Genomic DNA, 23,689 nt, shown 5'->3' with positions numbered 1-23,689 from the left:
GGCCAGCGCCGCCCCCTTATTGTTTGACCGCATCCGCCAGCAACCCCACCGACAAGGCATAGAAATTGGAGCAATTATAATCGAGTATCGCGCGATAATTGCTGGTCAGCAGATAGGCGGTCTTGCCCGGCCCGTCCGGTTCGAGCAGGGTCGCCAGGACGTCGTCGGCTGCCCACGCGCCGGAAGCGGGCGCGATGCCCAGCCGCCGCCATTCCGCCATGGTCAGCCACCGGCTGTGCCGGTTGAAGACGCGCGGGCAGCGGGCCGGGGTGGTACGGGCCGCGATCGCTGCGCGATCCAGCGCGGATGGGACGATCACAGCCACGCCCCATGGCTGGCCCCGCCGCCATCCGGATTGCACGAAATAATTGGCAATGGAGGCCAGCGCGTCGGCTTCGCTGGTCCAGATGTCCGCCTTCCCGTCGCCATCGCCATCCTTGGCAACGCGCAGGTAGACGCTGGGCAAAAACTGGGGATAGCCCGTCGCGCCCGCCCAGCTCCCCACTAGCCGGCTGCGCGGCACGCCATTGTCCAGCATCTTCAGGGTGGCGAGCAACTCGGGTTCGAACAGCGCCCGCCTGCGCCCCTCCCAGGACAGCGTTGCCAGCGACCGGATCAGGTCGAAATCGCCGGTGTACGACCCATAGTTGGTCTCATGGCCGTAGATGGCGACCATGATCTCCTCAGGCACCCCGGTTTCCGCCTCGATCCGCGCAAGCCGCGCCCGGTTCGCCTGATAGACGCCCCGCCCCCGCCAGATGCGCGCGGCATCGACATGCGCCCGGCGATAGGGTTCGAAATTGGGAATGGGGGAATAGGCGCCGCCGCCCGGCTGGCCCTGGTCCAGCTGGATGACGCGCGGATTGGGCGTCAGCGCCGGGAACACGCCATTCAGCGTGGCGTCACTGATGCCCATCGCCCGCGCCTTGGGCCGCAACGTCGCCAGATAGGTCTGGAACGCCGCATCGTCCTGCGCATCGGCACGCTGGGCCGCCGGGATACCGGCGAAGATCGCGGTGAGCGCCAGCAGGGCGGAAGGCAGGATCGTGCGCAGAGAATCTCCCATGCCCCTTTGTTGCACAGCCCATCCCGCAGGTGAATCCCCTATTCCTTTTGTCGCTTGCCCAAGGCGATGAACCGATGGCCTGTGTCGGTGCCCCGGCATTTATCGCTTGGCATCGGCGCACGGCACGCTAGGAAGCGTGCCATTACGGACAGGTGGCCGAGTGGTTTAAGGCAGCGGTCTTGAAAACCGCCGTGGGTTTACGCTCACCGTGGGTTCGAATCCCACCCTGTCCGCCACCCTCACGCGTAGCGATCGGCACCTACGCGTTGCAGGGTGATCGTCGGGCGCTCGTCCTTCGCCATGCCCGATTCCGCGATGATCGCCATGGGATCGACGGCGTGGCTCAGGAGCAGGCCGCAACGGTCCGGCGCTTCCCATATCACCGTGCCGCACACTTCCAGCCCCTGCGCGATCAGCGTCACGCGCTGCCCGACGGCCGGCAGCCACGCGCCGATGATCAGCGCGCCATAGACGGAGATGTTGCGGATCGTGACCGGCTGACTGACGCCTTCCCACAGAAGGGACGCATCGATGTCTGCGCCGTAGCGGGTTTCGCGCTGCTGCCGGGCGCGCGCCTGATAGGAGACATAATCCAAGATTGCACTCCTGGCCCTCCCCCCAACTATGTGCTGAGGGTCGCGCAAAGAGCTTGCGGAAAAACCAACGGATTTGGTTAACGTCCGGCATTGCATAGCGGAGGAGCCACGTTCGGCGGCTCCATCCCATGTGTCAGGCCAGAGCGCCGTGGCAGTGCTTGTATTTCTGACCCGATCCGCAAGGGCATAGGGCGTTGCGACTGATGTCCAGATTGGCGAACTCGCCCGCCGGCGTGGCCAACCCTGGCGCGCGCGGGATGGTCGTCGTAATGCCTGCAGTCTGCGCCGCGTCGATATCCGCGCTGTTGTCCTCGCCGGAAAAGGGGTCGATGTGCGTTGTGATGAAATCTGGCAGGACCGGAAGGCCATAATCCTCCAGCGGCGGCTGTTCCATCCGGAACTGGACGCGGGCGATTGAGCCGGTCACGTCCTCGCGAATATTCTCCAGCATCCGCTCGAACAGGGCGAAGGCCTCCTGCTTATATTCGTTGATCGGCGTCTTCTGCGCATAGGCGCGCAGGTGCACGACCTGTCGCAGCGCATCCAGCGTCGCCAGATGCTCCTTCCAGTGATGGTCGAGGCTCTGGAGCAGGATCGACTTCTCGATCATGTGCCAGTCATTGGCGTCGATCTCCTTGATCTTTTCCGCCACGGCTTCGTCGGCGAGCGCGCTCAGCCGTTCCTCGATCAATTCGGGATCGACCTGATCCTCCGCCAGCCAGGCGTCGAAGTCTGGCTCAAGGCCCAGCACTTCGGCCGTGCGGGCCTTCAGCCGCTCGATGTCCCATTGTTCGGGATAGGTGCCGGGCGGGCACGACGCGCCGACCAGATCGTTGACCGTCTCGCGGCGCATGTCGGTCACGACATCGTCCACCGTGTCGGCATCCATGATGTCGCTGCGCTGTTCGTAGATGACCTTGCGCTGGTCGTTCATCACGTCGTCATATTCGACGACCTGCTTGCGGATGTCGTAGTTGCGCGCCTCGACCTTCTTCTGCGCGGTCTCGATCGCCTTGCTCAGCCATTTGGACGGGGGCAGCGCCTCGCCATCCTCCAGGTTGGAGCGGATCATCTTCGCGAACATCGTGTCCGGGCCGAAGATGCGCATCAGGTCGTCGTCAAGGCTGAGGTAGAAGCGTGACAGGCCAGGGTCGCCCTGACGGCCCGAGCGGCCGCGCAGCTGGTTGTCGATGCGGCGGCTCTCATGCCGCTCGGTCGCCAGCACGAACAGGCCCCCGGCGGCGAGCACTTCTTGGCGTTCGGCTTCGATCTCGGCCTCGATCCGGGCGATGGCGGCGTCGCGTTCCGGCCCTTCGGCCATGTCGCGCAGCTCGTCCTCGACCCGCATCTCCAGATTGCCACCCAGCTTGATGTCGGTCCCACGCCCGGCCATGTTGGTGGCGATCGTCACCGCGCCCTTCCGGCCCGCCTGAGCCACGATATGTGCTTCCATCTCGTGGAAGCGGGCGTTGAGCACGGCATGCTTCACGCCTTCCTGGTTCAGGAATTCGGACAGCATTTCCGACTTCTCGATCGACACCGTGCCGACCAGGACGGGCTGGCCCTTCTCCTGATGCTCCTTGATGGTGCGGGCGATGCCCCGGAACTTGTCTTCCAGATTCTTGTAGAAAGTGTCTTCTTCGTCGACGCGCTGCACCGGCCGGTTGGTCGGGATGGTGACGACGTTCATCTTGTAGATTTCGTAGAATTCGGTCGCTTCCGTCGCGGCCGTTCCGGTCATCCCGCCGAGCTTCGGATACATGCGGAAATAATTCTGGAAGGTGATGGAGGCGAGCGTCTGGTTCTCCGGCTCGATCTGGACGCCTTCCTTGGCCTCCACCGCCTGGTGCAGCCCGTCGGACCAGCGGCGGCCATCCATCATGCGGCCGGTAAATTCGTCGATGATGACGACCTTGCCGTCCTTGACGATATAGTCGATGTCGCGGCGGAACATCACGTTGGCGCGCAACGCCTGGTTCACATGGTGGACGACCTGCGTGTTCTCGAAATCATAGAGATTGTCGCCCTGCAACAGTCCGGCCTGTTCCAGCAGCCGTTCGATCTTCTCGGTGCCGTCCTCCGTCAGCGTGACGCTGCGCTGCTTCTCGTCCTTCTCATAATCGCTTTCGTCGATCTGCTTCACGATCGCGTCGACCGCGACGTACAGCTCCGACTTGTCGTCGGTCGGCCCGGAAATGATGAGCGGGGTGCGCGCTTCGTCGATCAGGATCGAATCCACCTCATCGACGATGGCGTAGTTGAACGGCCGCTGGACCATCGAGGCGCGGTCATATTTCATATTGTCGCGCAGATAGTCGAAGCCGAGCTCGTTGTTGGTGGCGTAAGTAATGTCCGCGGCATAGGCCTCGCGCCGCTGATCCTCCGACAGGTTCGGCACGATGACGCCCGTGGTGAGGCCAAGGAACCGGTAAACCTGCCCCATCCATTCGCAGTCGCGGCTTGCGAGATAGTCGTTCACGGTGACGACATGCACGCCCTTGCCCTCCAGCGCGTTCAGGTAGGTGGCGAGCGTCGCCACCAGCGTCTTGCCCTCGCCGGTGCGCATTTCGGCGATTTCGCCGCGATGAAGCACGATGCCGCCCACCATCTGCACGTCGAAATGGCGCATTCCCAGCACGCGGACCGATGCTTCGCGCACCGTGGCGAAGGCTTCGGGCAGCAGGTCGTCCAGCGTCTCGCCCGCCGCGAGCCGTTCGCGGAACCGCGCGGTCTGCGCCACCAGATCCTCGTCGCTCATCGCCTGGACCGCCGGTTCGAAGGACGCGATCTTGTCGACCGTCTTGCCCAGCGACTTCACATAACGTTCGTTGGACGATCCGAAGATGGACTTGGCGAGTGCGCCGAACATGCAATTTCCTGACAAATGGGGAACGCCCCGCCCCCTTTAGAGGGACCGTGCGCAGATATGCGCCGCGATTTAGGCACGGCACATCCTTTAGTCAATCTGACTGCGGCCAAGGGGGTGAACGGCTGACCCTCGCCACGCCCACGGAAAGGGCAGCTTCAACCGCATTGACGTAAAGGGCCATTTGCATCATCCCGCCGCCATGACCGACCGCTCGCCCCTTGCCCCCGCCGCCTTCCCTTCCCTGCCCGACATCGCGGGCGTAACGCTGCGCGTTGCACGCGCCGGGTACAAGGCCTGGCAGCGCTGCGACCTGACCTATGCCGAACTGGCGGAAGGCACCGCCGTCGCCGGCGTAACCACGCAGAGCAAATGTCCTTCGCCGGAGGTCGAATGGTGCCGCGACGCGATACCGCTGGGTGCGGCCCGGGCGCTGGTGGTGAATGCGGGCAATGCCAACGCCTTTACCGGCCATCGCGGACGCGCCGCCGTCGAAGCGATTGCGGCGAAGGTTGCCAATCACCTGGCCTGCCAGCCTTCGGACATCTTCATCTCTTCGACCGGCGTGATCGGAGTGCCGCTGCCCGTCGACAAGGCGGAAGCGGGCCTTGAAGCTGCCTTCGCCGCCGCGCCCTGCGGATGGGAGGACGCTGCCACCACCATCGGCACGACCGACACCTACCCCAAGGGCGCGCACGCCTCCGCCCTGATCGGCGAAATGCGCGTGAACCTCGTCGGCATCATCAAGGGGTCGGGCATGATCGCGCCCGACATGGCAACGATGCTGGGCTATATCTTCACCGATGCGGCCATCGATCCGGCGTTGCTGCAACAGATGCTGTCGGCCGCGAACCGGCGGACCTTCTCCTGCATCACGGTGGACAGCGACACATCGACCAGCGACACCGTGCTGGCGTTCGCCACCGGGAAGGCAGGCAATGCTCCCCTCGCGTCGATGGACGATCCCGGCGCGGACGCCTTTGCCGCCGCCCTGTCCGATCTGTGCCGCCAGCTTGCCCATCTGGTCGTGCGCGATGGCGAAGGCGCGACCAAGTTCGTGGAAATCACGGTGGAAGGCGCGGTAAGCGACGAAAGCGCGCATCGCATCGGCCTTTCCATCGCCAACTCGCCGCTGGTAAAGACGGCCATAGCGGGCGAGGACGCCAATTGGGGCCGCGTCGTCATGGCGATCGGCAAGGCGGGCGAACCCGCGGACCGGGACAAGCTGTCGATCCGTTTCGGCGCGACACAGGTTGCCACCGGCGGCCTTGCCGTCGAGGGCTATGACGAAGCCCCTGTCGCCGCCCATCTCAAGGGGCAGGACATTGTGATCGGGGTGGACCTCGGTTTGGGCGAAGGCCGGGCGACGATATGGACCTGCGACCTGACGCACGGCTACATTTCCATCAATGCGGATTACCGGAGTTGACGGTCGCCGCGCTTCATGACGCAGTCGCGACCCTGATGCGCGATGTCGGCCGCGACATCGTCATGCCGCGCTTCCGCAATCTTGCTGAGCATGAGATCAGCGAGAAGGCGGCGGACGATTTCGTCACCATCGCCGACAAGGAAAGCGAGATCCGGTTGGCGGAGGGGCTTTCCGCCATCCTTCCCGACGCCGGGATCATCGGCGAGGAAGCCTGCGCCGCCGATCCCGCTATATTGGAACGCGCGGGCGACGGCCTCAACTGGATCATCGACCCGATCGACGGCACCGGCAATTTCGCCAGTGGCAACCCGCCCTTCGGCATCATGGTCGCTCTGGCGGATGCCGGCGTGACGCTTGCGGGCTGGATATTGGACCCGCTGACGGGGCGGCTCTGCCATGCGTTCAAGGATGGCGGCAGCCATATCGACGGCGAGAAGGTGAGCGCGCGGGAGAGTGGCGCGGACCTGCCGGTGGCGGCGCTCGCCGTCTATTTCATGAGCGAGGAGGAGCGGCAGGATATTCAGCGTCGCGCAGCGGGCAATTTCGCCCTGGTCGACATCCCCCGCTGTGCCGCCGAACAATATCCGCGGCTGGTGCTGGGGCAGAACGACGTGTCGGTCTTCGCCCGCACGCTGCCATGGGATCATGCCGCCGGGACATTGTTCGTCAACGAAGCGGGTGGCCGGTGCCAGCGGCTGGACGGCAGCCCCTATCTGGTCGGCGATCTTCAACGCGGGCTGCTGGGCGCGTCCTCGCCCCGACTGTGGGACAAGGCAGCGGACATGCTGTTCCCCTGAAATAAGGCTACAGCGAAGTAGACAGCCAAACGGCCGCTCCGAACGGGGGCGGCCGTTTGCTTTTACCTGTCTACTTCGCTGTCTCTTTGGCTGTCCTTTACAGGACGCTTTCGATCCAGCCCTTGAGCGCGCTCTTGGGCGCGGCGCCGACCTTCGTCGCGGCGGCCTCGCCATTCTTGAACAGGATCATCGTCGGGATGCCGCGCACGCCATATTGGCCCGGCGCTTCCGGATTTTCGTCGATGTTGATCTTGGCGATGGTGACCTTGTCGGCCAGTTCCTCGCTGATTTCCTCCAGCGCCGGGCCGATCATCTTACAGGGACCGCACCATTCGGCCCAGAAATCGACAAGCACCGGCTTGTCCGAATCGATCACATCTTCCTTGAAACTGACGTCGGTGACTGCCTTGGTGGCCATGGTCGGATCTCCTTTGTTGGAAGCGTATCTAGGTCGGCTGCACGCCCGGCTCAACGGGCGGTAGCGGCAAATTCTCCTGCGTGGGTCCATAGCCCGGCTTGTGCGCCGCCAGCAGGGAGGCCGACAAGCGGACCAGACGCGGCGCGCCGGTATAGAGAAGCCCGGCCTCGATCGTCCTGTCGGGAAAGATGACGGCGAGCGCCGCCGCATAGGCCGCCATTTGCCGCACATGCGCCAGCGGCACCTCCTCCGGCCCCAAAGGCGCGATGCGTCCGGTCTTGAAGTCTACGATCTGCACCTTGTCCGGGCCGATGCAGAGCCGGTCGACGGTGCCCGCGATCACCGCCTGCCCCACCACGGCCGCAATCGGCGCTTCCGCGAGCGCGCCGGGGCTGAAGATATCGGCGAAGTCCGGTTCCTCGATCACGCGGATTGCCTGCCTGGCAAGGTCCGCTCTCGCGGCCTCGTCCGACACACCCTGCTGCGCCAGCCAGCGCTCGGCCGCCGCGCGTCTCAAGGGTGGTTCCAGATCAGGCAGCCGCTCGAACAGCGCATGGAGCAGACGCCCCCGCTCCGCCGCATCGCGCATCGCGGCGGTCGGCGGCGGATTGGGTACGTCATCCTCGACCTGGGCCGAAGGCGCGAGTGGCCGGGGCGGACGGGCCTCGGCCGGAGCAGGCGCGCGGAGCCAATGGGGGGTGAGGACCGCCGGGGTGGGGTCTGACGACTCCGCCTCGGCCTTTCGCGGCGGCAGGACTTCCGTGCCCTTCCAGCGCCGCACGCCACCCCACAGCGGGTCGGCCTCCCAGTCCGCGCCCAGATCGATCATCGCCCGGTCGACCGCCGCATACCAGCTTTCGGGCTTGACCTCGCCCCTCGCGCGCGGCCCCAGCGATCCCGCGACGACCAGCTTCTCCTCCGCCCGGGTCAGCGCGACATAGAGCAGCCGCCAATGCTCTTCCCGCTCCTGCTGCGCGGCTTCTTCGGCCACCGTCCCGATCGGCCCCTGCCGTTCGCCCTTGCGCGGCGGCAGCACCGGCAGGCCGTTCCATTGCAGCGTATCGGCCCGATTGCCCGCATCGGGATCGATCGCGGCATCGGCCAATATGACGATGGGGGCCTGCAATCCCTTGGCTCCATGCACCGTCAGCAGGCGCAGCATGTCGCCCGCCGCGGCCGCATCGCGCACGATCTCCACCTCGCCCCGGTCGAACCAGTCGATGAACCGCTGAAGCGAGGGATGATCGTCCGTTTCGAACGCCAGTGCGGCGTTCAGCAGTTCTTCGATCGGGTCGGCGGCCTCCGTGCCCAGCCGTTCGATCAGACGGCGACGGCCGTCCATCGGGCCGGACAGGATCGCCTCCAGATAGCGGTAGGGCATGGTGAAATCCGCCGCGCCCAGCAATCCGCGCAAGGGCGCGAGCGAGTCTGCGTCCAGCGTCTGGGTCAGGTGTCGCCACAACCCCACCTTGCGATCGATCAACCGCTCCATCAGCTGCTCCTGCGTCCATCCGATCAGCGGCGACACCAGCAGTGCGGCGAGGTTCAGTTCATCTTCGGGCTGCACCGCGAAGCGCAGCGCCGCCAGCAGGTCGCGCACCGCCAGCGGGGCGTTCAGCCGCAGACGGTCGATACCCGCGACAGCGACATTCTCCTCGTAGAGGCGCGCGACGATCAGCCGCGCGAGTTCGCTGCGCCGGCGGACCAGGATCATGATGTCCCCCGCGCGCACCGGCCGCCCCCGGCTTTCCAGCATCATTCCCTCGTCGATCCACTGCCGTATCTGGCGGGCGATGCGGGTGGCGAGCGCCCGTTCCTGATCGTCGGCCCAATCCTCCTCGCCTTCCGCATCCTCGGTCATATTGGCGACCACCGGCCGCCACAGCATCACTTCGCCCGGATAGCGATTGGCGCTGATATGGCGCACGTCGCCATCGATGAGGCCCAGCCGTTCCGCCCGGAGCGCGCCGATGGTGCGATCCACGACATCCAGAACCGCTGGCGTCGACCGAAAGCTGCGATCGAGCGAGAGGCTGTAGAAATCATGGCCTGCTTCCTCGGCGTGGCGGGCGAAAATCTGCTGCGCCGCGCTGAACGCCTGCGGGCTGGTGCCCTGAAATCCGAAGATCGCCTGCTTGAAGTCGCCCACCGTGAAGATGGTGCGCAGCTTGTCGCCCTTCGCCCCTTCGCCCGAAAAGAATTCGGCGCAGATGGCCCCGACGATGGTCCATTGCCGGACGTTGGTGTCCTGCGCCTCGTCCACCAGGATATGGTCGATCTGCTGGTCCAGCTTGTACCGGATCCAGTCCGCGATCCCGTCCTGCTGCAACAGGCTCGCGGCGCGGGCGATCAGGTCATCGAAATCGACCGCGCCCGCCAGCCGCTTCGCCGTGCCGTAGGCGCGTGCATAGGCCCGCCCGGCATGGAGCGCCTTCGCCAGCAACGCCGCATAGTCGGCGCGCAGCTTCATCGCGATCAGTGCGCCGCACGCCTCATGCAGCCGCGCCGCCATCTCGGCATAGCCGTCGAGCGGTGGCACCCAGCCCTTGGCATCGATGATGTCGCCGTCCGCCTTCGCCCAGGCGCGATGCAGGTCGGCAAGGGCGGCCGCCCTACCCGCCGGATCGAGCGCGCGCCAGGCGGCGATCCGGTCGCAGCGCTCCAGTGCGCGTCCCTTGCCCCAATCGACATTGGCGCGCACGATCCAGTCGAGCGCGCGCATGTCGAAGACATCGTCGCAGCACTGTTCGGCAAGCCATCGGTCGATATCCCCCTCCGGCAGCTCTAGTTCGCGCGCCAGCCAAGGCGAGATGTCCGCCGGCAATTCGTCCAGCGCCGCTTCCGCCGCCGCGCAGCGCAGCAGGAACTGCTCGGCGCCGCCTTCGCCAAGGCGCAGGCTAAGCGCCTGCAACGCGCCGATCAGTGCGGCGTCGCCCTGTTCCTGCGCCTGCACCGCAAGGTCGGCGAGCGTCTGGCGCGCAAGGCTCGCCTGCTCGCGCTGGTCCAGTGGACGAAAGCCGGGCGTCAGGTCAGATTCGAGCGGAAAGGCGGTCAGCAATTGCTGGCAAAAGCCATGGATCGTCTGGATGCGCAGGCCGCCGCCGGTCGATTCCAGCACCTCGGCAAACAGCCGCCGCGCCCTGTCCCGCGCTTCGGGGCCGGATTCCTCGCCCAGAGCCTCCAGATCGTTGAATAGCCCGGTGTCGTCCATCTGCACCCACGCGGCTAGCCGGTCATGGATGCGGTCGGCCATTTCCGCCGCGCCCGCCTTGGTGAAGGTGAGGCAGAGGATATTTTCCGGCCGCACGCCCTGAAGCAGCAGGCGGAAGACGCGCGCGGTCAGCACATGGGTCTTGCCCGTGCCCGCCGATGCCGACAGCCAGACATGGGCATGAGGCGCGGCGGCGCGCGCCTGATCGCCGAGCAGCTTCTGCAGCGGGTTGGGCCTTCTAGCCATCGCCGCGTCCATACCATTCCTCCAGCCGCATCAGCTGGTCATAATCGCCATAATTGGCGACCTCGGGGTTTATTTCCGCGCGGAAGGGGGCGGAGCCGAGCAGATAGTCCCGCGCTACGCCCTCGAAATGTTCATGCGCTTGGGCGGTGAAGCTGTCGGTGAGGATCTTGTCCCGCTTGCCCAGCGGATCGACCGGCCGTTCGCGATAGCCGAACTGGTCGCCCTTCTTGGCGAGCGACCAATATTCGAAATCGCCTGCTTCGACGCGCTGTCCCAATCCCTCGAACCCGCCCATCTCCGCGATGACGCCTAAAAGGCCGAGTTGCAGGGAGAAGCCGGCCTTCACCTGCCGCGGGCTCGGCGGCTTGCCCGTCTTATAGTCGATGATGCCGATGCGCCCGTCCGCCAGCCTGTCGATCCGGTCCGCCTTGCCCATCAGCGTCACGCCGGCAACCTCCGCTCGCCCCTCCTTTTCCACCGACAGGATGATGCGCCCTTCTGCCTTGTCCCGCGCCACCTCGGCAGCGATCCAGCGGATCGCCTCGATCAGCCGGGGTTGCCAGAGCGCCTTGAGCAGCGGGTGAACCTGCGGCTGATCGAACATCGCACGGGCACGCGCTTCCAGGTCGGCGGGATCGAACACGCCCGCTTCCGCCCAATGTTGCAGGATTTCGTGGACAGCCGTCCCGCGCCAGGCCGGGCCGGCATCGGCATCGACGGGGTCGAGCCGCGACAGGCGCAGGACGCGCCGGGCATAGAAGGCGAACGGGTCGGCCTTCAGCCGGTCCACGTCAGTCACCGGGATCAGCTTGGGCCGCTGAGCCACGGACGGTGACGGCGCGGGACGCTTGGCCGGACGATAGGCGGCCGGCCTGTCGATCTCCCGCGCCAAGGCTGCGTAACGGTCCGCCGATTTCCATTGCGGCCCGGCCATGGCCTTTAGCCTCAGCCAGAAGCGGGACGCGACGGCGGGACCGCTGCTCCCCCGCCGCGCTCGGGTGATGAGGACATGCGGTGCGCCGAGCGCGCTGGCGAAGTCGTGGGCGGCAAGGCCGATGCGCGTTTCCAGCCCCGGCAGGCCCAGTTCGCGCCGGATGCGCGGGGCGAGCCACGGGTCGGGCGCGGGGAGGCCGGGCCAGGTTCCTTCGTTAAGGCCGCCCAGAATCATGAGATCGGCCTGTGCCAGCTGCGCCTCGATCAAGCCCAATATGGCCACGCGAGGATGGCCGCCCTGCGGCGGACGAACCGCGACGCGGCCGAGCAGGTGATCCAGCATTGTCGGCAACGCCCGGACATCGGCCTGACGCGGCCCCTCCGGCGCGGCGGCCTCCAATTCGGTGAAGAGCGCGGCGGCGGCATGGCCTTGATGCCCGGCCCATACCGCATCGCCCGACAGAGCGCCCGCCTGCTCGCGCAAGGCAGCGATCTGTGCGCCAAGGTCGATGGCATCGGCGAAGGCGCGTTCCAGCGGCTCGATCTTCGGGCGCGCGTCCTGCCACCACGCCCGCACCTCGTCCCGCAAAGCCCGCTGCCGATCGTCGTCGCGCGGTGCAAGCAGCAGGTCGATGCCGATCAGGCGCGCTTGCGGACGCGGCCCGCGCAGCAGCAGGTCGAGGCCCCTCACCCCCTCCAGCCAGGCGAGGCGCCCTTCGCCCCGCATCACGAGCGGATGCTTGAGCAGCGCCAGCAGCGGCACCGGCGCGAACCGCTCCGCCACCGCCTCCGCCATGGTCAGCAGCAAGGTTCCGGGCGGCAGGCGGGACAGGGGCTGGCCGGCCGAATCGTCGGCTTCAATGCCCCAGCGGCGCAAATGCGCGGACACCCGCGTCGCAAGCTGCCGGTCTGGCGTCACCAGCGCGGCGGTGCGCTCCGGCGTCTCCAGCGCCTCGCGCAGGGCGATGGCGATGGCTTGCGCCTCTTCGCCGGGGGTGGCGACTTCCAGCGCTTCCACGCCAGCCAGAGACCGTTCCGCCGTCTTGAGATCACGCCACCGGCTGGTGAGCCGCGGCGGCAGCATCGCGTTGGAGATATTGCGCGCGCGCACCGCCCGGGCGTCATGCTCGCTGCCCCATCGCCATTGCGCCACATCGTCCCGAGTCGCGCTCATCGCGTCCAGCAAGCGCTTCAACGCATATTGCGGATGGCTCTCATGGCCGGGAGCCGCCCGGCCGGTCAGCGGATCGGGCGGGAAAGGCCCGATGGCGTCCCACGCGTCGGCGTCCATATGCTGGTCGAGTCCCGCGAACACCACCATGCCGCCCGGCATCGTGCCGATCCGTCGCAGCAGCCGCGCGATCGCCGGCGCGGTCGTCGATATGCCCGCCGCCACCACCGTGCCGCCGGGCGGATGCACGGCCCAGCGCGCCGTCAGCCGGTCGAACAGGCGATTGCGCCGCTCGGCAAGGTCGATGCAGCCCGTCCGGGCAAGCTCCACCGGCCAGCGCGCAATGAGGATGTCGAACAGGCGAAGCGACGCCTGCCAGTGGCCGGAGAGTTCCTCCGACAAAGTCAGCCCGTCGCGCAGCGCGGCCGGCGCGATCTCCTCCACCTGCATCTGGTCCAGCACCGCGCCCAGCGCCTGCGCCAGCAGCAGCGCCTGTCCGGCATCCGTGCCCGGCTTCATGTCCTGCACCATGCGCGCCAGGATCATCTGCCGCCGCATCGGTGCGATGGCGGGTGGCACCGGTTCTTCCTCACCCAGCGGATCGAGCGCGCCGCCGACTTGTTCGCCCAGGTCCGGATCGCCGATCGCCACCAGCCGGGGCAGCAGCAACCCGCCGCCCGACTGACGGACGAAGGCGTCGCTGATCGCCCGGACGGCGCGGCTGTTGGGGAGCAGGACCATCGCCTGCGCCAGCGCGATAGGCTGGCCGCGATGCTGCGCGAGCAGTCCGGCTACCAGCGCGTCGGAAAAGGCGCGATGCGCCGGAATGGTGAACAGCGCGGGCCGCGCCTTGTCACCCATGGGCCAGCGTCGACTCCACGACCGGGATCGCCTGGGGCGTACCCACATCGAACCAGAGCCCCTGATGCGATACGCCGAACAGCCGTCCTCGCTCGATCGCGCGGTTCCAGAAAATGTTTGTCGAAAACACGTCGGACGGCGGATCGGTGATCAGCGACGGAGCCATGATCTGAACGCCGGTGAAGACGAACGGCGCGACATGCGCGGTTTTGCGCCGGCTCAGCCGGCCGCTCGCATCCATGTGAAAGTCCCCCTGCCCCCTGTGACAGATCGCGCGCGAAAGCGGCACCAGCAGCAGGAGGGCATCCATCCTTTCCGGATCCCAGATGCGCCGCATCATCCCGAGCGTTTCCTGCGGCCCGTCGATCCAGAGATTGTCGCTGTTGGCGCAGATGAAGGGCGCGTCGCCCAGCAGCGGCTTGGCTTTTACAAGGCCGCCCCCGGTCTCCAGCAGCTTTGCCCGTTCGTCAGAGACGATGAACTCCATGCCGCACCGGCGCGCCTTCAGATGCGCTTCCACCGTGTCGGCCAGATAATGGACGTTGACGATCACCCTGCGGATGCCGCCGGCCTCCAGCCGGTCCAGCGCATGGTCCATGAGCGGCTTGCCCGCGACCTTCACCAGCGGCTTGGGCCGGGTGGCGGTGAGCGGGCGCATCCGCTTGCCAAGGCCCGCCGCCATCAGCATCGCCGTGTCGATCATGCGGGCGCGAACTCCGCCAGCGCGTCGCGTCGCTTCTCGGCCGGGATATTGGCGGCGAACCAGTCCGCCACCGGGGCCAGCGCGGGATGGGCGAGGTCGCGCTCCAACAGCCCCCACATTCGCGGCAGGTAAGACAAATAACGGGGCTTTCCGTCCCGCTTCCAGAGACGCGTGAAGATGCCGATGATCTTCGCGTTGCGCTGTGCGCCGAGCACCGCATAGGCGGCATCGAAATCGTCCGGCGGTGAGGCAAGCGCCTTGTAATGGGCCAGCATCGCCGCTTCCACCTCTTCCGGCACATCGCGCCGGGCATCCTGAAGCAGCGAGACGAGATCGTATGCCGGGTGCCCGGCCAACGCGTCCTGAAAATCGAGCAGGCCAAGGCCATGCGACGCCGCCCGATCGACCAGCATGATGTTTTCGGCATGATAGTCGCGCAGCACGGTGACGGCGGGGCTGGCCGACGCCTCCACCACCGGCAGGACGGCGTCCCACGCGCGGACATAGGCCGCTTCATCGACGTCCAACCCGGCGGCCGGGCAAAACCATTCGGTCAGCAAACCCGTTTCCCGCTGATATACCGCGCGGTCATAGGGCGGCAGGTCTGCGGCTGGCAGGCGGTGCAGGTCGGCCAGCAGGCTGACGGCGCGGCCATAGACGGCCAATTCATCGGAAGGGTCCGCCTCCAGATGCTCCTTGATCCGCAGGTCACCGAAATCCTCGATCAGGACGAGCCCTTGTTCCAGGTCGCGCGCCAATATCCGAGGCGCGGCGAAGCCGTCCGCGTTCAGATGCTCGGCAATGGCGATGAAGGGGCGCGGATCCTCGTGCGGCGGTGGCGCGTCCATCAGCACGGCGCGGCGCCCGGCATCCACGACCCGGAAATAGCGGCGGAAGGAGGCATCGCCGGCCAGCGGCACGACGGCCGCGTCGCCCCAGCCAGCCTCGGCAAGGAAAGCGGGCGCAGCGGCGGGCGGGATCATATCTGTGACCATCGCGCCGTCCAAGCGTCCGGCACGTCCGCTGTCAAGCGCCGCGCGGTTTCATCAACGATCTCGACGGTCAGCCGCAGCGCATGGGGCCATAGCGCGTTGCCAAGCCGGTCCGGCCATTCCACGATCAACAGGCTGTCCATCAGATGGTCGCCCAGCGCCAGTTCCTCCACTTCGTCCGGTCCGTCCAGTCGGTAGAGATCCACATGGGTGACGGGCAGCCGCACCTCCGGCACGTCATAGGGCTGGACGATGGCGAAGCTGGGGCTTGGGGCCTCGCCCGCAAGGCCCAAGGCTTCCAGCAGGCCGCGCGCCAGCGTCGTCTTGCCGGCGCCGAGACCTCCTTCCAGCGCGATGACGTCGCCGATCTGGACCTGCGCCGCGATCCGGCGGCCGAGGTCGAGCATCTCCGCTTCGCCGCTCAGGAGCATCGACGCATCAGCCACGCGGCAGCTCGATCGTGACCATCGTGCCCTGCCCCGGCTCCGACAAGAGCGTCAAGGTGCCGCCATGCGCTTCGGCGAGCTGGCGCGCCAGCGGCAGGCCGATGCCGGCCCGGCCACCGCTGCGCGCCTGGTCCGCACGCTCCACCGGATCGAAAGCGGCCTTCTGCTGCGCCGGCGTCATGCCCGGACCATTGTCCGATACGATGAGGCGCGCCTTTTCCTCCGTCCCGTCCCCATGGACCAGGATGCGCGCGCCCCGTCCGCAATAGCGCAGGGCATTTTCCAGAAGATGGTCGATCGCCTGGCCGATACGGCGCGCGTCGCCCTTCACCCGGCCAAGATCGTCCTGCAGCGTCACCGCCATCTCGATACCCTTGGCAGACGCCTGTTCCCGTGCGCGTTCTAAGCTGTCGCGCGCGACGGCGGCAAGATCGACCGGGGCGCGCTCGATCGGCAGCCCGCTCACCTCACTCTGCGTCAGGTCAAGCACATTGTCGATCAGCATGGAGAGGCGGGCCGTACTTTGCAGGATGCCATCAACATAGCCCTTGGCCGGTTCGCTCAGTTCCCCCGCATAGCCGGCGCTCATCATCTCGGCGAACCCCGAGATGGTGGTGAGCGGGGTGCGCAGCTCATAGCTCATATTGGTGACGAACGCGGTCTTGACCTTGTCTGCCTGCTCCAACGCCTCGTTGCGGTCGCGCAATATCTGCTCCACCCGCCGGCTGTCGGTGACGTCCAGCATGGTGAAGAGCGCATTGCCGTCCGGCAGCGGCATGGCTGCGAATTCGAAGATGCGCCCGTCGGCAAAGCCGACCCGGCCTGTCCGCTGCTTCCGCTCGACCGTGGCGGCGCGCACCAGTTCGCGCACAAGGTTGGACTGTTGCGGCTTGGCGAGTTGCGCCTGCACCGCCCGCATCAGATCGTCGATGCGCGGATGGGTGGCGAGCAGGTCTTCCGGCGCTCCCCATACGGCGCGGAACCGGCTGTTCCACATCTGGAGCCTGCCGTCCGCCGAAAAGACGCCGATGGATTCGAACAGATTGTCGAAGGTCGCGGTCCGCACCCGCAGCAACGTGTCGCGCGCGCTCGACAGCTGCACCTGTTCGGTGCGATCCTCGAAGATCAGCAGAAGGCCGCCATCCGGCAACGGCTGGGCATAGACGCGCAGGTGCGTGCCGTCCTGCAGCAGCCAGTTCTCCTCCTGCGGTTCGGGCGACAGGAACCAGTTGCGCCGCTCCCCGCGCCAGGCCGGAAAGTCGCGATGCTCAGGCAACCGGCGGGCGTCGCGCATCTGGTCCAGCACCCGCTCGAACAGGGGCGCGTCGGCCAAAGCCTCCTGCCGCAGCCCAAACAGGCTGATGAAGGGCTGGTTCCAGAAGCGAAGCGTGCGATCCGCTCCGAAGCGCGCGACGCCGGCGGACAAGCGGTCCAGCAGGTCGCGCTGCGCCGCCTCCAGCCGCCGATGCTCGACCCGCGCCTGCTCCAACTCATGCTGATCGACGGCGTAGCCAGCGATGCCCGCCGGTCCCAGTGGCACGTCGACCACCCGCATGGTCCGCCGTTCGCCGTCAATCGTGGCCGGAACCATGCGATCCATGGGCGCGTCCTGTGCCACCGCCTCCGCCGCCGCGGCTTGCGGGCTGACACCGCCTGCCACCTCGACCAGTTCGATGCCGTTGGCGATCACCTCGGCCGCATTTTCGGCATCGACGGCGCGGACATAGGCGCTGTTGACGAGGCTTAGCCGGAGGTCCGGCGTGCGATGCCACATCGGGAAAGGCGCTGCCTCCAGCAGTCCCGCCAACGCCTCGAGGGCATCGCGCAACTGCTCGACCTGTTCCTTGAGAGACTGGATTTCCGACTGGCTGTCCGTCGCGTCGAATATCCACAGGACGACGCCGCCGCTTTCGGCAAGCCCCGGCGGGGCGGGCGCCCCGCGCACCAGCAGCAGGCGCGTCGATCCCGTCCCACGAACCGCCAGGGCGAAGCTCCTGCCTGCCCTCTGCACCGCTGCGATCTCGCGCGACAGGGCGGCCGCGTCGTCCGGCTCCAGCCCTCCGTCCTCCGCAACCAGTTCCGAAACGAAGGCGGGCACGCGCGTCTTGCCCAGCCATTTGGCGAGCCGGTCCGCCGCCTCCAGCCGGCCGTCGGGATGGATGATGACCGGCGCGGCCGGCGCGGACGCCAGCAGCACGGCCAGCCGATCGAACTTGCCTTGGGCCTGCGTCCCTTCGCGCCGCATCCGCTGGCCGCTGGCGAGTGCCCAGACCGCGCCGCCAAGCCAGAGCGCGAGCACCACGCCCAGGATCACGGCAGCGAAGGGGGACAGCGCCGTCATGTCCGCCAGCCTCCCTTACCCCTGCCCTGCACGATCCCGATCTTCATCCACCCCGGCCTAAAGCAGATCGTTCCTATCGGGAAGAAGGGACGCAACAAAAAAGGGAGGCGTTTCCGCCTCCCTTTCCACTCGTTCGACCCGTGTGCAGGATCAGTAGCGATAATGGTCGGGCTTGAACGGCCCTTCTACCGGTACGCCGATATAGTCGGCCTGGCGCTGGCTAAGCTTGGTCAGCTTGACGCCCAGCTTTTCGAGGTGCAGCGCGGCGACCTTCTCGTCCAGATGCTTGGGCAGCACATAGACGTCGTTCTTATACTGCTCGCTGCGGGTCCACAGCTCGATCTGCGCCAGCGTCTGGTTGGTGAAGCTGGCCGACATGACGAAGCTGGGGTGGCCGGTCGCGTTGCCGAGGTTGACCAGGCGTCCCTTCGACAGGACGATGATCTTCTTGCCATCGGGGAATTCGACTTCGTCGACCTGCGGCTTGATCTCGGTCCATTTGAAGTTCTGGAGGCCGGCGATCTCGATCTCGCTGTCGAAGTGGCCGATGTTGGACACGATCGCCATATTCTTCATGGCTCGCATATGGTCGACGGTCAGCACGCCTTCGTTACCGGTGGCGGTGACGAAGATGTCGGCGCGCGGTGCGGCTTCTTCCATCGTCACGACTTCATAGCCCTCCATCGCGGCCTGCAGCGCGCAGATCGGATCGACTTCGGTAACGAGGACGCGCGCGCCGCCGTTGCGCAGCGACGCCGCCGAGCCCTTGCCGACATCGCCGAAGCCCGCGACGCAGGCGACCTTGCCGGCTAGCATGACGTCGGTGCCGCGACGGATGGCGTCGACCAGGCTCTCCTTGCAACCATAGAGATTGTCGAACTTCGACTTGGTGACGCTGTCGTTCACGTTGATCGCCGGGAAGGGCAGCTTGCCCTTCTTCGACAGTTCATAGAGGCGATGGACGCCGGTGGTGGTTTCTTCCGACACGCCCTTGATCGACTGGACAGTCTTGGTGAGGAAACCCGGACGTTCCTTCAGCACGCGCTTCAGCACGGCGCAGAAGATTTCTTCTTCCTCGTTCGACGGGGTGAACAATTCCTCGCCGGCCTCGACCCGCGCGCCCCACAGCGCGAACATCGTCGCGTCGCCGCCATCGTCCAGGATCAGGTTGCACACGCCGCTATCGTCATTGTGCCAGTCGAAGATGCGCTCGACATAGTCCCAATATTCCTGGAGCGTTTCGCCCTTCACCGCGAAGACCGGCACGCCCGACGCGGCGATGGCGGCGGCGGCGTGGTCCTGCGTCGAGAAGATGTTGCAGGTGGCCCAGCGGACCTGCGCGCCAAGCGCGGTCAGCGTCTCGATCAGCACGGCGGTCTGGATCGTCATGTGCAGCGAACCAGTGATGCGCGCGCCCTTGAGCGGCTGGCTGGGGCCGAATTCCTCGCGCAGCGCCATCAGGCCCGGCATTTCGGTTTCGGCGATCTCGATTTCCTTGCGGCCGAAGGCGGCGAGGCCGATGTCGGCAATCACATAATCCTGCGCCTGGGTGGCGGGTGCGGTGGCCACGTTCATGTCTCCGTTAGCTTAGAATGGGTCCACCCGCGCCGAGGGGACGCACGATGGCAATGGCCAGCGCCTTATCAACCGCAGGCGGTGGTGACAACCCTATATAAAGTTTTCTTTATGTCGATGGCGGGTCAGGCCGAGCCGGCGCCGGGAACCAGATGCGAAGAATCCACCCCCGCCGCAGCGAAGGCGGCCGCCCATCGGCGGCGCGCGGGCATGTCGAACAGCAGGGCAGGATCGCCGTCCGCCAGGAACCAGCTTTCGCCCGTCAGTTCCTGTTCCAGCTGCCCCGCGCCCCAGCCTGCATAGCCCAGCGCTATCAGATAGCGGCTGGGTCCGCGCCCCTCCGCGATCGCCTTCAATATGTCGAGCGACCCGGACAGGCCCCACAACCCGCCCACATCGACCATGTCCTGCCCGCCCCAATCGAGCGAGTGGAGGACGAAGCCACGCCTTGGCTCGACGGGGCCGCCGCGCAGTACTGGCACGTCCGCTACGCCGGCGGGATCGATGTCGAAGCTTTCCAGCAGGTCGCGAAAGCGGACGCCCTCAATCTCCTCGTCCACCGCGATGCCAAGCGCGCCATTCTCGTCATGCACGCACAGCGCCACGACGCTATGATCGAACCGCATGTCTTCCATGCCAGGAAGGGCGAGCAGGAACTGCCCGCCATAAAAGCGCGCCGCTGTCATATCCCCGAATATAGGCGGCTGCCGGGCGATGCCAAGCCGTGCCCGCCGTTCGCATGGGGCGGGCCGGCTTATTGAAGCGGCTTGTCTTGACACAGGGCGGCTTTGGGCCGACCTCCCGTCCCCAATCAGGCCAGGAGAACAAACATATGACGATTTCCAAGGGCGATCGCCTTCCCACAACCAGCTTTGCGAAAATGACGGAGAACGGCCCCGAAACCGTCTCGTCCGATGATTTCTTCGCCGGCCGGACCGTCGCCCTCTTCTCGGTGCCTGGCGCTTTCACGCCGACCTGTTCGGCCCGGCACCTGCCGGGTTTCATCGACAAGGCTGAAGAGTTGAAAGCGAAGGGCGTCGATGAGATCGCCTGCACCGCGGTCAACGATCCCTTCGTGATGGGCGCCTGGAGCAAGTCCGCAGGCGCCGAGGGCAAGGTTACGATGCTGGCCGATGGCAATGCCGATTTCGCCAAGGCGGTGGGACTCACCATGGACGGCAGCAAGTTCGGGCTCGGCACGCGCGGCCAGCGCTTTTCGATGATCGTAAAGGACGGCGTCGTCGAGGAACTGAATGTCGAAGCGCCTGGCGACTTCAAGCTTTCCTCCGCTGACTATATGCTCGGCCAGCTTTAAGTGCCGGGCCGCGCGCCGGCCGGTCGTCCACCGGCGCGCGGCTTCCGCCCCAAGGTCTTTCTTCCGTCACCCAAAGGCGGTAACAGGGGGCGATGACACAAAGCATCGGCACAGCGACGGTCGCAGAGCTCGACCGGATTTATCAGACATCGATAGAAACCCTGCGTGACGCGATGCGCGCCTATGCGCGCGACGGCGCGATCCCGCCACCCGAAGCGCGGACCGACCGCCGCTTTTGCTACCCCGAACTGCACATCACCCATCATGGCGATGGCGAGGCGCCGCCACCGGGCCGGTCCTTCGCCCGCCTCTCCAAGCCGGGACGCTATGTTACGACCGTAACGCGGCCGGGCATGTTTGCGGACTATCTGGCCGAACAGATAGACCTTCTGGTCCGGGACTATGGGGTGGAGGTGGATGTCGGGCTTAGCGACCAGCAAATCCCCTTCCCCTATGTGCTCGATGGCCTGGACATCAGCGCGCTCGACGGCACGCCGCCCACGGAACTGGCGCGGCACTTCCCCGCGACCGAACTGGCGGAGATCGGCGACGAGATCGCGGACGGCCTGTTCGTGCCCGACGCGCACGGGGATCGGCCGCTGGCGCTGTTCGACGGGCTTCGCACCGACTTCTCGCTCGCCAGGCTGAAACATTATACCGGCACCCCTGCCGAGCATGTGCAGCGCTACATCCTATTCACCAACTATCACCGCTATGTCGACGAGTTCGTCGCCTGGGCCTGCGCGGAATTGCAGCGCGAGGGCAGCCGCTACACCGCCCTGTCCGGCGCGGGCGGCGTCTATGTGACGCCCGAGACCGCCGACCCGGCCCGGATGGTGGCGGACAGCGCGTGGCGCAGGCACCAGATGCCCGCCTATCACCTGATCGCGCCCGATCGCAGCGGCATCACCCTGGTCAATATCGGCGTTGGGCCGTCCAATGCCAAGACGATCTGCGACCATCTGGCGGTCGTGCGCCCCGAAGCCTGGCTGATGATCGGTCATTGCGGCGGCCTGCGCCCCAGCCAGCGGATCGGCGACTACGTCCTTGCCCACGCCTACCTCCGCGACGACCATGTGCTCGACGCGATGCTGCCGCCCGAAATTCCTGTGCCGGCGATCGCGGAGGTGCAGGTGGCGATGGCCAGCGCCGCCGAGGCGATATTGGGCGGCGGCAATCCGGAGGATTTCAAGCGGCGGTTGCGCACCGGGACCGTGGTGACGACGGACGATCGCAATTGGGAGTTGCGCTATTCCAGTTCCGCGCTGCGCTTCAGCCTCTCGCGCGCCGTCGGGATCGACATGGAGTCCGCGACGATTGCGGCGCAAGGCTATCGTTTTCGCGTTCCCTACGGCACGCTGCTCTGCGTGTCCGACAAGCCCATCCACGGCGAACTCAAATTGCCGGGGCAGGCGAACCGCTTCTACGAGGAGGCGATCGCCGGGCATTTGCGGGTCGGCATCATGACCTGCGAACTGTTGCGGCAGGAGGGCGCGAAGCTGCACAGCCGCAAGCTGCGCGCCTTCAACGAACCTCCCTTCCGTTAAGGTCCGCTTCGGTCAGGCGGCCGCGCGCCACACGGCGACGCGGTTCCGCCCGAGATTCTTCGCTTCGTAGAGGGCGGCGTCGGCCCGAGCGACCATGTCCTCCAGGCGGGTGTCTTCGGCCATCAGTTCGGCCACGCCGAAACTGGCCCGCAGGTGCGGGCTCGGCACCTGCTCGACCGCCAAGTGAGGCATTTCCGCGCGCACCCGCTCCATGACCTCGGCCGCGGCGTGCGCGTCCGTGTCCAGCAGCAACAGGCCGAACTCGTCCCCGCCCATGCGTCCCACCACGTCGCCCCGGCGCAGCGCACTGGTTAGGAGCCGGGCGAAGCTCCGCAGCGCCTGATCCCCGGCAATGTGCCCATGATTGTCGTTGAGCGCCTTGAACCCGTCCAGGTCGCACACCACCAGCGCCAGCGGCCGCTTGTGCCGCCGCGCCAGGGCGATCGCCTGATCGGCCGCATCGTCAAGCCCGCGACGGTTCAGCACCTCCGTCAGAGGGTCGTGCCGCATCTGCCGGCGGAGCTGCTGCGCCAGATCGCCGGCGACGACCAGAACGGCCGTGACGGCGTTCGCGACATAGATGGTCGGCGTGAAGATGCTGAAGATCAGCCGATAGAGATCCTTGCCGCTCTCCGGACCGTGTATCAGTATCGCCGACGCAGCCAGGGTGAACTGGACCATGACGAAGGCCACCAATGCCGCGAAAAAGGCGAGTTCCGGGGGCGTGATCCTGCGATCCCGCGGCAAGAGCGAAATCGCGCTGACGGCGAGCAACAGCCCCACATAGACGGGGATGATGAAGCCCTGCATCAACTGGCTGCTCGCCGGCCCGATCGCAAGCGCCATGGCGAGGATCACCACCGCACCCGGCAGAATGAAGGCCATCAGCCGGAGGGGACGGCCCGAACGCTGGCGAACGCCAACGGCCAGCAGCGACCCGCTCACGATCAATCCGATGCCTGTCAGGATGTAAAGGGCCGGGCTCTTCAGGAAAAAGCCGCCTGCGTTGGCGATCCACTGCAACATGCCGACTGCATAGGACGCAGTCCATGTCAGGACATATCTTTGCCGTCCGAAATGCTGCCAGGCGACCGTGAGCGCAATCGTCATGACCAGCGCGGTGCCAAAGAGGAGCGACAGAAGAATGGCGGCTGCGTTCATGCGCAGCCGCCTATC

17 protein-coding genes and 1 tRNA gene are annotated in these 23,689 nt (G+C 66.4%); 5 read left to right on the top strand and 13 right to left on the bottom strand.

Annotated elements, in window-relative coordinates; all coding sequences use genetic code 11:
• Positions 1-16: 16 nt before the first annotated feature.
• A complete protein-coding gene (locus ACFQ24_RS10465) occupies positions 17-1,066 on the bottom strand; it encodes a lytic murein transglycosylase (protein ID WP_380910988.1) in 1,050 nt (349 codons plus the stop codon).
• A gap of 146 nt (positions 1,067-1,212) precedes the next feature.
• Between ACFQ24_RS10465 and ACFQ24_RS10460 the strand changes: the two genes are divergently transcribed.
• A tRNA-Ser gene (locus tag ACFQ24_RS10460) sits at positions 1,213-1,302 on the top strand.
• A gap of 3 nt (positions 1,303-1,305) precedes the next feature.
• On the opposite strand, the gene ACFQ24_RS10455 is transcribed toward ACFQ24_RS10460, so the two are convergent.
• Complete coding sequence (locus tag ACFQ24_RS10455) at positions 1,306-1,662, bottom strand: PilZ domain-containing protein (RefSeq protein WP_380910986.1); 357 nt, start codon at positions 1,660-1,662, stop codon at positions 1,306-1,308.
• Between the two features lie 133 nt (positions 1,663-1,795).
• Positions 1,796-4,531, bottom strand: a complete 2,736-nt coding sequence (secA, locus tag ACFQ24_RS10450) for a preprotein translocase subunit SecA (protein WP_380910983.1) — start codon at positions 4,529-4,531, stop codon at positions 1,796-1,798.
• Positions 4,532-4,730: 199 nt separating this feature from the next.
• Between secA and argJ the strand changes: the two genes are divergently transcribed.
• Both argJ and ACFQ24_RS10440 read left to right on the top strand, forming a co-directional pair.
• Positions 4,731-5,957 carry a bifunctional glutamate N-acetyltransferase/amino-acid acetyltransferase ArgJ gene (gene argJ / locus ACFQ24_RS10445; protein ID WP_380910981.1) on the top strand — a complete coding sequence of 409 codons (1,227 nt, stop codon included), beginning with the start codon at positions 4,731-4,733 and terminating at the stop codon, positions 5,955-5,957.
• A gap of 35 nt (positions 5,958-5,992) precedes the next feature.
• Positions 5,993-6,754, top strand: coding sequence for an inositol monophosphatase family protein (locus ACFQ24_RS10440; RefSeq protein WP_380911025.1), 762 nt, complete (start codon positions 5,993-5,995; stop codon positions 6,752-6,754).
• 97 nt (positions 6,755-6,851) lie between these two features.
• Here the strand turns inward: ACFQ24_RS10440 and trxA are convergent, their stop codons facing one another.
• From trxA to ACFQ24_RS10395, 9 genes are all read right to left on the bottom strand, one after another.
• Positions 6,852-7,172, bottom strand: a complete 321-nt coding sequence (trxA, locus tag ACFQ24_RS10435; RefSeq protein WP_066764910.1) for a thioredoxin — start codon at positions 7,170-7,172, stop codon at positions 6,852-6,854.
• Positions 7,173-7,200: 28 nt separating this feature from the next.
• Positions 7,201-10,641 carry a double-strand break repair helicase AddA gene (gene addA, locus ACFQ24_RS10430; RefSeq protein ID WP_380910980.1) on the bottom strand — a complete coding sequence of 1,147 codons (3,441 nt, stop codon included), beginning with the start codon at positions 10,639-10,641 and terminating at the stop codon, positions 7,201-7,203.
• A complete protein-coding gene (addB, locus tag ACFQ24_RS10425) occupies positions 10,622-13,594 on the bottom strand; it encodes a double-strand break repair protein AddB (RefSeq protein ID WP_380910978.1) in 2,973 nt (990 codons plus the stop codon). Before addB ends, addA begins: the two co-directional genes overlap by 20 nt.
• Positions 13,587-14,297, bottom strand: a complete 711-nt coding sequence (locus tag ACFQ24_RS10420) for a nucleotidyltransferase family protein (protein ID WP_380910976.1) — start codon at positions 14,295-14,297, stop codon at positions 13,587-13,589. The genes addB and ACFQ24_RS10420 overlap by 8 nt, the downstream gene beginning before the upstream one ends.
• On the bottom strand, positions 14,294-15,280 hold the full coding sequence (locus tag ACFQ24_RS10415) for an aminoglycoside phosphotransferase family protein (protein ID WP_380911023.1): 987 nt from the start codon (positions 15,278-15,280) through the stop codon (positions 14,294-14,296). The genes ACFQ24_RS10420 and ACFQ24_RS10415 overlap by 4 nt, the downstream gene beginning before the upstream one ends.
• Positions 15,277-15,720 carry a tRNA (adenosine(37)-N6)-threonylcarbamoyltransferase complex ATPase subunit type 1 TsaE gene (gene tsaE / locus ACFQ24_RS10410; RefSeq protein ID WP_380911021.1) on the bottom strand — a complete coding sequence of 148 codons (444 nt, stop codon included), beginning with the start codon at positions 15,718-15,720 and terminating at the stop codon, positions 15,277-15,279. Before tsaE ends, ACFQ24_RS10415 begins: the two co-directional genes overlap by 4 nt.
• A gap of 7 nt (positions 15,721-15,727) precedes the next feature.
• The gene (locus ACFQ24_RS10405; protein WP_380910974.1) at positions 15,728-18,076 is read right to left on the bottom strand and encodes a PAS domain-containing sensor histidine kinase; all 2,349 of its coding nucleotides are present in this window, start codon (positions 18,074-18,076) and stop codon (positions 15,728-15,730) included.
• Between the two features lie 150 nt (positions 18,077-18,226).
• The gene (gene ahcY, locus ACFQ24_RS10400; protein WP_380910972.1) at positions 18,227-19,651 is read right to left on the bottom strand and encodes an adenosylhomocysteinase; all 1,425 of its coding nucleotides are present in this window, start codon (positions 19,649-19,651) and stop codon (positions 18,227-18,229) included.
• A 125-nt stretch (positions 19,652-19,776) separates the two neighbouring features.
• Positions 19,777-20,337 (bottom strand): YqgE/AlgH family protein, encoded by a 561-nt coding sequence (locus ACFQ24_RS10395; RefSeq protein WP_380910970.1) that lies wholly within the window; start codon positions 20,335-20,337, stop codon positions 19,777-19,779.
• Positions 20,338-20,483: 146 nt separating this feature from the next.
• Here ACFQ24_RS10395 and ACFQ24_RS10390 point away from each other — a divergent pair, with 146 nt between their 5' ends.
• Both ACFQ24_RS10390 and ACFQ24_RS10385 read left to right on the top strand, forming a co-directional pair.
• Positions 20,484-20,966, top strand: coding sequence for a peroxiredoxin (locus tag ACFQ24_RS10390; RefSeq protein ID WP_380910968.1), 483 nt, complete (start codon positions 20,484-20,486; stop codon positions 20,964-20,966).
• Positions 20,967-21,058: 92 nt separating this feature from the next.
• Positions 21,059-22,513, top strand: coding sequence for an AMP nucleosidase (locus ACFQ24_RS10385; RefSeq protein WP_380910966.1), 1,455 nt, complete (start codon positions 21,059-21,061; stop codon positions 22,511-22,513).
• Positions 22,514-22,525: 12 nt separating this feature from the next.
• Here ACFQ24_RS10385 and ACFQ24_RS10380 read toward each other — a convergent pair whose 3' ends face one another.
• Positions 22,526-23,674 (bottom strand): GGDEF domain-containing protein, encoded by a 1,149-nt coding sequence (locus ACFQ24_RS10380; protein ID WP_380910964.1) that lies wholly within the window; start codon positions 23,672-23,674, stop codon positions 22,526-22,528.
• Positions 23,675-23,689: the final 15 nt, after the last annotated feature.

Source organism: Sphingobium olei (assembly GCF_042678845.1).
Classification (GTDB): domain Bacteria; phylum Pseudomonadota; class Alphaproteobacteria; order Sphingomonadales; family Sphingomonadaceae; genus Sphingobium; species Sphingobium olei.
Note: the sequence above shows the minus strand (reverse complement) of the source record. Positions and strands in the feature narration are given on the sequence as shown.